This is a genomic window from Desulfonatronospira sp. (genome assembly GCA_003563255.1).
Taxonomy (GTDB): domain Bacteria; phylum Desulfobacterota; class Desulfovibrionia; order Desulfovibrionales; family Desulfonatronovibrionaceae; genus Desulfonatronospira.
Genome location: PWSL01000179.1, coordinates 1 through 10,284 on the forward strand (window position 1 = coordinate 1; position 10,284 = coordinate 10,284).

A 10,284-nucleotide genomic window follows, 5' to 3' on the forward strand; every position below is an offset into this window, starting at 1 on the left:
ATTTGTCATCGGATAATAATCGAAGGCGGGCTTTGCCCGCAACTTAAGATAAAGAAGTGCTCGTATCCCACAATTGGGACAGTCCCGCACTTATTTTTCTGATGAATAAGTTACAGCCATGAGATTTTCAAAAATAAGTGCGGGACAGTCCCACTGCCAAGCGCTGAACCCTCGCCATGGCTCAATTTTTTTTCTTGTTCCCAGGCTCCAGCCTGGGGACATCGCTTTTTTGTGGCTCCAGCCACATTTTTAAGAAGACTAAATTGGGGACAGGCACCCCCGCACTTATTTTTAATTGAGAAGTTACAAGTGATCTTGGTTTTATTGGAAATAATAAGTGCGGGGAGAGCCAGTCCCCTGAGGTCAATCATAAGTTTCGCTGTAGTGTTAAGCTGAAAATCAGGCTCCAGAGGCTCAATGACTCATTATGAGCGGATGCCGGAAGAGCCAGTCTCCATGCCACATGCTAAGCGCAGAACAGAGACATGTTCTTCAACCGTGAACCTTTAACTTTCAACTCTCAAGTCATGAGGTAATTATGGCTATCAGACTGAAGAAAGGCTTTTGGCTGCTTTTGATTCTTCTTTTGGCTGTTGGTGCTGGTTATACTTACATAAACTACTGGGATACCGATGAGCCGGTGATCCATGTTGATCCTGAGGTCAGATACACCAATGCCGAAAGGCTGTTCGATATTCAGATACATGATCAGGGCCTGGGCCTGAAAAACGTTGAAGTCCAGGTGGTTCAGGACGGCCAGGTCAAAAAAACCTTTCAGGAGGAAATTGATCCCGGCATAAATGATATGCAGTTCACCATGGAGCTGCCACGACTGGACCAGGGCAGTTTTGAACTGCAGGTACGGGCCGTAGACAGATCTATTGTAAACTGGGGCCGCGGGAATGAATCACTGGTTACCAGGGAGATGATTTTTGACAGCATTCCGCCTTCTATTTCACTGATTTCTGCAGTTCATAATCTCAACCAGGGCGGAGCAGGACTGGTGATATACTCCCTTTCCAAAGAGGCCGAAAAGACAGGGGTGAAGCTTGGAGATTACTTTTTTCCAGCCTTCCGGAAACCTGATGGTAATTATTACTGCATTTTTTCCTTTGCTTACAACGCGGACACTCAAAGGGATGTCCCCCGGGTGACTGCAGTGGACAGGGCCGGCAACAGGCAGGTGAGTGGTTTTAATTACCACGTAAACTCCAGGAGTTTCAGGCAGGCAGACCTGAACATCAACGATGAATTCCTGAGATCCCAGATGCCCCAATTTGAAAGCAGGTACCCTGATGAAAGCGATCCTCTGGAGATTTTTTTACGGGTAAACCGTGATTTGAGGGAGCAAAACCGCAGTAAAGTCCAGGAAATTGCATCCAGGACCTCGGCAAACTTCCGAGTGCAAGGCGCCCTTTTGCGTAAGCCCTCTGCTTTTATGGCCGGCTATGCTGACCACAGGACTTATTTTTATGACGGTGAAGAGATAGATCAGCAGGTACATCTGGGGGTGGACCTGGCCTCCACCGCCCAGGCCCCGGTACCGGCCGCTGAAAGGGGAGAGGTGGTTTTTACAGGAGATCTCGGGATATACGGCCAGACAGTGATCCTGGATCATGGCCTGGGATTGCAGACTCTGTATGCTCACTTGAGCAGTATTGACGTCAGGGACGGCCAGGAGGTCTCCAGGGGTGATCATATCGGCAGGACAGGCACCACGGGTTTGGCTGTTGGTGACCACCTGCACTTTGAGGTCCTGGTCTCAGGCTTGCCAGTGAATCCGGCGGAATGGTGGGACGGTACCTGGCTGGAAAATAATATCTTCAGCAAGCTGCGGGACTAACGCTGAACAACACTTGCAGAGGCGGGCATCACCCGCCCCTGCAGGCAGCGGTGTTTCATGAAGCGGGGTTACATACTCAGAGGAGCCGAAAGCTGTTTTCCAGCTGCAGTTCTGCTTCATGTTCTGCGATCTGGTCCCGCCCTCCAAGGATACTTATCACTCCCTTGTCTTTATTCAAAGCTCTGTCCAGGGCCCGCCCGAATTTCTGGAAGTCCTCCAGTCCGGCCTCCAAAATTTCATTTCTGACCTTCTGGCGGTAATCATCGGATATATTGCTAAGATAACGAATCATGGATGAAAACCCTTTTGCGTCCGGAAGCTGATAACCGTCCATTTCACCTATTGCGCCTATAACGGCTTTTTCCACTTCCTCAGGGTCAAGATCCCGGTTACATAGAAAAGCACCGGAGGAATCAAATGCCTGAAGGGTGCTTGTAATATTGGGATCCCGGTAAGAGGTGAAGGCCATGACATTGCAGAAGTGGTCGTAGCTGCTGAAGGCTCCATAAGCACCCCCCTGGACCCGGATCTTGTCCCACAGCCAGCTTGCCCTCAAAAATCTGGTGGCGGCCAGGGAAGCACCGTGAAAGCGGTATCCTGCTGTTTCCAGGTCCACGGACCGGCCCACATAGTTAACCCTGGCCGGTATAAACATGGCTTCGTTGCCGGGGGTGCAGCTCCATTTCCATTTGCTGCGCAAGGCCTCCTGTTCTGGCAGTCTGTCCAGAAATACCTTTACATATTCCAGTCCCTGCTGCAGGGCCTCCTGTTCGGCGGTAAGGTTTAGCAGAGCCCCGTTTTTGTGTACCAGCAATGTCTTGATGTCTTCCAGATCAGCAAGTACCTGCTCCCAGTCGGTGTCAATTTTTTGCAGCAGGTGCCTCAGAAAGAGTAAGTAAGAGACTCCGGACATATGTTCCTGGGCCCAGTCGGCTTCCGAGTATCTGGCCTTGAGGCGCATGCCCACAACCCTGTGCCCGGCCGGCACCAGGGCCTGCTCCATGCCGGACTTTTCTTCCAGGGCTATCTGTCTGAAGCGATCCCGGTTGTCAAGTTTGACCTGGGTAAGTATGTCCTGGAAAATGCCGAACATGTCACCAACTTTTTCAGGCAGGGATTTACCGCGCAGAAAAAGGCGGCAGGCGCTTTCCTGCCCTCCCAGCACAGAATGGGAAAAGGGTACGGGTACAATACCGCCGGTAAGCTGTCTGATCCTGGTGGTCAGGGCTGTATAGTCTTCGCTGAAAGTCCCCATTTCCAGAAGGGCTCTTGCGAAAAGAGGAATGTATGAAAGGTGTTTCTGGGGCAGAAAATGCAGGTCCATTCCCAGGTCCAGATAAAAAATACCTGCAGTGGGCTGAGGGTGAGTCAGCACAACGGCGCCATGGATCTGATGCTCCTGCCTTGCAACGGTGCGGATCTGCGGGTTCATATCCGACCTTTTCAGCCTGGGTATTCTGGCCAGTTCCAGGGGATCATCGGGCTTTTCCTGCCACTGGATGAGCTTGAGTGTGTTATCAACCAGTTCTTTTTCCTGTTGCCGGTCAAGTTTCTTCCGGGCCTCCTGCAGGCGCTGGTTTTCCATATTCTGGATCCTGCCCTCCATGTCCGGGTCGGGCTTGAGTATCACTAATGTTTTGTGTGGGTTGTTCAAAAAGTGCTCCTGAAGGAGGTCCTCGAAAACTTTTTCTCCCTGTTCCAGTCTGAGTTTGATCTGCTCCAGGACATCGCCAAATTCCAGAAGAGGGAAAGGACTTTCATCGTAGAGCCAGGTGCTTAAAGCCCTGAACATCACGGCCAGGCCCCTGGGGAAGGAGCCGGTGTTGTTTTCTCGAAGAGCGAACTCCACACTGCTCAGGGCTGCCTTGATTATTTCGGGATCAATGCCGTTTTGGGCCAGATCCTGCAAAGTATCCTGGATAAGGTTTTGCACCGGGTCAAGGTTTTCCGGCAACACCCCTTTCATGCCGGTGGAATAATACATCTGCAGGATGTCGGTCTCCAGCCCCACACCTGCCAGGTCTTCTCCCAGGCCAGACTCTATCAGTCTTTTGCGCAGCGGGGAGGCCGGCATGCCCGTGAGGATGAACTCCAGTATGCGCAGTCCCAGATTGAGCTGGGGGAAATTTGTTGTCGGCAGCATCCAGTTTATCGTCAGGTAGTATCCCTGGTTGCTCTCTGATGTGGCGCTGTAGCAGCGTTCCACCTGTTTTTCCAGCTGAACAGGTGGCTGGGTCCGGATCTGAGAATCCACCTCCAGGAGGTCAAAGTGATCCAGAAAATCGCCGACCCGGTCCAGGCGTTCCTGCTCCGGGTCGTCGCCATAGAAAAAGATCCAGGAGTTTGAAGGGTGATAAAACTTTTTGTGAAACTGCAGAAAATCCTCGTAGGTCAGGTTGAGAATTTCCTCGGGATTGCCGCCGGAATCCAGTCCGTAGGTGCCTCCCGGGAAAAGGGACTGCTGAGAGTACTCAGCAAGCAGGCTTTCCGGAGAGGAGTAGGCCCCCTTCATTTCGTTGTAGACCACTCCTTTGAATTTCAGAGGGGAATCCAGCGAGGGCAGTTCGTAATGCCACCCCTCCTGGGCGAAGACTTCGGGCGGAATGCCGGGGAAAAAGACTGCATCCAGATAGACATCCATCAGGTTGTAAAGATCCTGCCGGTTCTGGCTGGCTACTGGATAACAGGTTTTGTCCGGGAAAGTGACAGAGTTTAAAAATGTCTGTACCGAACTCTTCAGCAGCTCTACAAAAGGTTCCTTGACCCTGTACTTTCGGGAGCCGCAAAGCACTGAATGTTCCAGTATGTGCGCAACTCCGGTATTATCCCTGGGGGGGGTACGGAAACTGATACCGAAAACCTTGTTTTCATCCTGGTTGGTCATGGATAATACCCGGGCACCGGTCTTTTCATGTTTAAAAAGTCTGGCCAGAGAGTTTATCTCTGGGATATGCCTTTCTTCGATAAGGCGAAATCTATTGTTCTGGTTCAATTTTTCCTCCAATGAGAAAGTTTGTAACCATTCAGGGGATCCTCGGTGTTGACTGATGGCACAAGGCCAGGGGACTGTCCCCAGGCCGGTTTCGGCATCCCCCTGAATGGTTACGAAAGTTTGATAACAGGCAACTTTTTAGAAGAATTCAAAAGCCTGCCCGGGGATATTCCCCGCAAGCCGCTTCCTGTAAATTCAGTAAGTTTTATGGTATCTGTTCAGCGCTTTGGATGTGGCATGGGGACTGGCTCTCCCCACACTTATTTTTAAAACCTGTCAATCATCCTTCAGAAAAATAAGTGCGGGGGTGCCTGCCCCCTGCTTTCCTTAAAAGCGCTGAACAGATACGTTTTATGGAAGAAAAAGTGCGGGGTAAGCCGGTCCCCAGCGAATACAATCAAAGTGTCGCTTTAATGATAATATACTTTGAATCCGTGATAAACTCAACCTTTGTTCCCCGGTTCAGTTCAATGCCCAAGGTCCCTGGCACCTGTGTAATCCCTTCAATGCGGGATAGACAAGGAAAAATATTTGGGATAAATTTTTCCAGTCGTTCAAACATAATCATTCAGGGGGGCAGATACCGGTAAGGGGACAGTCCCCGCGAAATAGTTCCTGCACAAAGACAAAAATTACAATCGCGAAATTTTGTGAAGTTGCACAATCTTACATAGCGCATAGCAGGGACAGTCCCCCTGGCCTTTTGCCAATAGTCACCACCGAGGACCCCCTGAATGGTTACGTTCAGACAGTTTAAAAAACTGCGACTGCAAGGCTAAACAGATACTTCAGCGGTAACTTTTATGGAAATAATCTCTTCCTGTTCCCAGATCCAGCAGACCTGCATGCAGGCCAGGCAGTCCGGCAGGACCCTGGCACTGGTGCCCACCATGGGGTATTTTCACGATGGGCATCTGAGCCTGATGCGCTGGGCCAGAGAGTACTGCGATATGCTCGTGGTGTCCCTGTTTGTGAATCCGGCCCAGTTCGGCCCGGGGGAGGATTACCAGCGCTATCCCCAGGATCTGGATAACGATGTTCATGCCGCCATGGAGGAAGGGGTGGATATCCTGTTTACTCCAGCTCGGAGCAGTCTTTATCCGGATGGTTTTTCCACCTGGGTGGAGGTTCAGGGGTTGTCCGGCAAACTTTGCGGCCTTACCAGGCCAGAGCATTTCCGGGGAGTGACCACTGTGGTCTGCAAGCTTTTCAACCTTACCTGTCCCCACAAGGCGGTATTCGGGCAAAAAGACTGGCAGCAGCTGATTATCATCAAAAAGATGACCAGGGATCTGAACATGCCGGTGGAAATCGTGGGCAGGCCCACAGTGCGGGAAGATGACGGGCTGGCCATGAGTTCTCGAAATGCATACCTGGACCAGGAGCTGAGAAAGGTCGCTCCCCGGGTCTACCAGGGGCTTTTGATGGTCAGGGGCAGGTTTGAGTCGGGACAGGATGACCGCCTGGAGCTGGAGCTGGAGCTCAGGAGCTATTACCAGCGCAACCTGCCCCAGGCAGAGATCGATTATGTTCAAATAGTGGACTCCAACAATCTTGAACCGCAGGACAGGGTAAAGCCTGGGGCATTGGCAGCTGTGGCTCTCAAGCTGGGGCAGGCCAGGCTGATTGACAATATCCTGCTTGATTAACGCTACAGGGAAACTTATTAATTGACCTCCGGGGACTGGCTCCCGGCACTTATTTTTCTGACAGAAGACTGACGAATTAAATAAATAAGTGCTGGGTGCCTGTCCCCAATTGAGATAGGTTATTACCGGCCAGGGGGACAGTCCCCGTACCAGGTGCTGAAAACCCGTCTTTGCTCGAAATTTTGGTGTCAGTGCTGACAGCACTGCCCGGACTGCTTCAGGCAGGCAGAGGCCTTTGATGGATAACCTTTAATAGATTGCAGACAGCAAAAATCAACCAATTACCATGTCTTTACGCACTTTTCTTCAGGCCAAAATACACCGGGCCACCCTGACAGGGACCTGCCTGGACTACGAGGGCAGCATATCCATCTGTCCGGAACTTCTCACAACTTCAGGAATACACCCCTTTGAACAGGTTGATGTATACAACCTGGATAACGGAGAGCGGCTGACTACCTACACACTCAGCGGAGAGCCGGGAGAGATCAGGCTCAACGGTGCAGCTGCCCACAAAGGCAACCCAGGGCAAAAGGTCATTATTGCGGCCTATTGTCTTCTGGATGAAAAAGAATTGCAGGAACATAATCCTGTAGTACTGCTGGTGGATGAGACCAACAGGATAAAGGGGCGGTACAATGGATGATCGCAGGGAGCAGCTATCCCTTTTCGGTCGTATCAGAAAGTTTTTGAAGGTCAATATCCTGGCGGGCCTCCTTTTCCTGGCACCCATTGTGGCCACCTTTCTTATCCTCAAGGTTACCATTGAGTGGATAGACCGCATTCTATTAATTATTCCCCCGGCATTTCGACCTGAAAATTTTATGCCTTTCCCGGTCCCGGGACTGGGGCTTATCCTGCTTTTGCTGGTGCTGATTTTTTCGGGGATGTTTGTCCGCAACTATTTAGGCAAAAAACTGGTTTATGTATGGGAAAGGATAGTTGAGCATATCCCCATCGTCAATAAGATATATACAGCTGTAAAGCAGCTTCTGGATACGATTGCCAGGGGAACCACCAAGGACTTCAAACGGGTGGTGCTCATTGAGTATCCCAAGGAAGGGGTGTATGCCATGGCATACGTTACCGGAATAGCGGTGGGGGAACTTCAGGAAAAGACAAAGAGGAAGATGGTGAATGTTTACGTTCCCACAACGCCGAATCCAACCTCAGGGTTTTATCTTATGGTGCCTGAAGATGAGACCATTCCCCTGGATATGAGCGTGGAAGATTCTTTCAAGCTGCTCATGTCAGGGGGCATTCTTGCTCCGGAAAAGAAAGGTGAAAAGGGATAAGCATGTTCATATCCAACAATAACTATGTGTTTACTTCCGAGTCTGTCACCGAGGGTCACCCGGATAAAGTAGCAGATCAGATATCCGATGCAGTGCTGGACGCTATCCTGGCCCAGGACAGGCATGCAAGGGTGGCCTGTGAGACCCTGGTAACCACTGGCCTGGCGTTTATAGCCGGCGAGATCACCACCAGCGGCTATGCCGACCTGCCAGGAATTGTCAGGGAGACCCTGCGCCATATAGGCTACAACAGCTCTGACATGGGATTCGACTGGGAGACCTGCGCTGTACTCTCGGCAATAGACAGGCAGTCTCCAGATATTGCCATGGGAGTGGACCGTAAGTCCCGGGAAGACCAGGGGGCAGGAGACCAGGGGATGATGTTCGGGTATGCCGTCCGGGAAAACCCTGTTCTTATGCCGGCACCCATATATTATGCCCACAGACTTTCAAGGCGGCTGGCCTATGTGCGCAAAAGAAAAATCCTTGATTTTCTGCGCCCCGACGGCAAGACCGAGGTCAGTGTGGAATACATTGCCGGCAGGCCTGTCAGGGTTGATTACGTGGTCATTGCCTGCCAGCATGACGAGGATGTCTCCCACGAGGATCTGGTGGAGGCTGTGAGAGAAGAAGTTGTGTTTTATACCTTGCCACCTGAAATGCTGGATAAAAATACCCGGATATTTATCAACACCACCTCAAGATTTGTTGTTGGAGGCCCCTTGGCTGACTGCGGGTTGACCGGCCGCAAAATCATTCAGGATACTTACGGAGGCATGGGAAATCACGGGGGAGGGGCCTTTTCCGGCAAAGACCCATCCAAGGTAGATCGCTCTGCCGCCTACATGGCCAGATATATTGCCAAAAACATTGTTGCTGCTGAGATTGCCGAGCGCTGCGAGGTCCAACTTGCTTATGCAATAGGAGTAGCTGAACCCGTCTCCATTATGGTCACTTCGTGGGGCACGGGGCAGGTAACGGACGATGTTTTGTCCCGGGCTGTCAGGGATGTTTTTGATCTGCGGCCCTATCACATCATCAACCGTCTAAACCTGCTGCGGCCCATTTACAGCAACACCTCCTGCTACGGGCACTTCGGGCGGGATCATCTGGACTTTACCTGGGAACAGACAGATGCCGTAGAAGATCTTAAAACCGCCTGCAGGATCTAAGAGGGTCTAAGGGGTATGGGGCACAATATCACCTCCAGGGTAAAGGAGTTTCTGTTGTCCAAATCCGTCATAGAACACAGGGAGCTTCCAAGCGACTTCGATCTTCTGGAAATGCCCCTGGAGGCTGTCCTGGCATACTGGCTATCAGTGGGCAAAGTAATGGAATCCAGGGATGTTTCGTTTCTGCAGCGGGAAAGGGATAATACCTCCGAGCCCTACATCAGGCATCTGCTCGGGCTTTTAGCCTCATCCCTTCCAGCTGAAAAACTGGAAAAATATGCCGGGGTAAAGAAAAAAACTATCATCGACGATCTGCAACGCAAGTTTGTGCTTATGTCTATTTCCGTTCTGGGCATGTCTACCAATGAAAACCCCCAAAAGGTCCTCATCAGAATAATTTCCAAGTTTTCCATTTCTCCGGTTTACGAAAAGGAAATTTTCGAGGCTGCGCAATCTGCCCTGGCCGGACTGGATAAGGATGAAGCTCACAAAAAAAGATTTTTAAACGTGGACCATCGCCTGAAGCTGGAGACTCTTATTCTCAACCTTATTATCCACAATATGCTTTCCAGACGTCTCGGGCGAAATGAATTAAAAGACTTTGTGCAATATGTACGCTCATTTTATTTTGCTGAAGGACTGTCCTATATTATTGACGGGTTTGATTATGATTTTGTCAAGTACAGGCTGAACCTTCAGAAAAAGGCCATCCTGGACCTTACTGAAACCAAGATGGACATGTCGCTGAATATGTGTTCCGGCATCAAATCAGGACTGTCCTACAATGATCTCAAGCTGATAGGCTCTTCATACTTGCTTTGACCGATACGGGCTTCGCCCTCAACCTTATGGAAGAAAGGAGATACTTGATTATCAGTATCTTTTTAGGCGCTTTCCTTAACAGGCGCTTAGCACAGATTTCAAACAAACATGTTGGTCGTTAAAAATCGGTTCCTGGTTCTTCGTTCCTGGTTACCTCATGTTCCCAGGCTCCAGCCTGGGAACGCTTAATTCTTGCGGCACCAACCGCTTTTTAAAAATGTGGCTGGAGCCACAAAAAAGCGATGTCCCCAGGCTGGAGCCTGGGAACAAGAAAAAATCCTTGCTTGCATGTTTATGGGGACAGACGCCCCGGCATTTATTTTTTATTGAACAAGAAACTGATCAGTGACTTATTCCTGAAACCCTGTTACAAAAAACAAGAAAAATTTGTGCCATGGCGGGGGTTCAGCGCTTGGCAGTGGGACTGTCCCCGCTAAGAACTAACCAGATCAAAGGCAACCAGTTTTGCTAATGAGAGATTTCAGTAACCAAAAAAATATTGTCGCGGGGA

At 50.5% G+C, this 10,284-nt stretch carries 7 protein-coding genes; 6 read left to right on the top strand and 1 reads right to left on the bottom strand.

Going from position 1 to position 10,284, the window contains the following annotated elements; genetic code table 11:
* Window positions 1–538 precede the first annotated feature (538 nt).
* Window positions 539–1,843, top strand: a complete 1,305-nt coding sequence (locus tag QZP87_RS05130) for a M23 family metallopeptidase (RefSeq protein ID WP_291321847.1) — start codon at window positions 539–541, stop codon at window positions 1,841–1,843.
* A gap of 76 nt (window positions 1,844–1,919) precedes the next feature.
* Here the strand turns inward: QZP87_RS05130 and QZP87_RS05135 are convergent, their stop codons facing one another.
* Window positions 1,920–4,835 (bottom strand): insulinase family protein, encoded by a 2,916-nt coding sequence (locus tag QZP87_RS05135; RefSeq protein ID WP_291321848.1) that lies wholly within the window; start codon window positions 4,833–4,835, stop codon window positions 1,920–1,922.
* 803 nt (window positions 4,836–5,638) lie between these two features.
* On the opposite strand from QZP87_RS05135, the gene panC reads away from it, so the two are divergent.
* From panC to QZP87_RS05160, 5 genes are all read left to right on the top strand, one after another.
* Window positions 5,639–6,484: a pantoate--beta-alanine ligase gene (gene panC, locus QZP87_RS05140; RefSeq protein ID WP_291321849.1), complete on the top strand. Its 846-nt coding sequence runs from the start codon at window positions 5,639–5,641 to the stop codon at window positions 6,482–6,484.
* A gap of 286 nt (window positions 6,485–6,770) precedes the next feature.
* The gene (gene panD, locus QZP87_RS05145) at window positions 6,771–7,130 is read left to right on the top strand and encodes an aspartate 1-decarboxylase (protein ID WP_291321850.1); all 360 of its coding nucleotides are present in this window, start codon (window positions 6,771–6,773) and stop codon (window positions 7,128–7,130) included.
* The gene (locus QZP87_RS05150) at window positions 7,123–7,779 is read left to right on the top strand and encodes a DUF502 domain-containing protein (protein ID WP_291321851.1); all 657 of its coding nucleotides are present in this window, start codon (window positions 7,123–7,125) and stop codon (window positions 7,777–7,779) included. The genes panD and QZP87_RS05150 overlap by 8 nt, the downstream gene beginning before the upstream one ends.
* A 2-nt stretch (window positions 7,780–7,781) precedes the next feature.
* Entirely contained in the window at window positions 7,782–8,951 is a 1,170-nt protein-coding gene (gene metK, locus QZP87_RS05155) for a methionine adenosyltransferase (RefSeq protein WP_291321852.1), read from the top strand.
* Between the two features lie 15 nt (window positions 8,952–8,966).
* On the top strand, window positions 8,967–9,773 hold the full coding sequence (locus QZP87_RS05160) for a hypothetical protein (RefSeq protein ID WP_291321853.1): 807 nt from the start codon (window positions 8,967–8,969) through the stop codon (window positions 9,771–9,773).
* Window positions 9,774–10,284 lie beyond the last annotated feature (511 nt).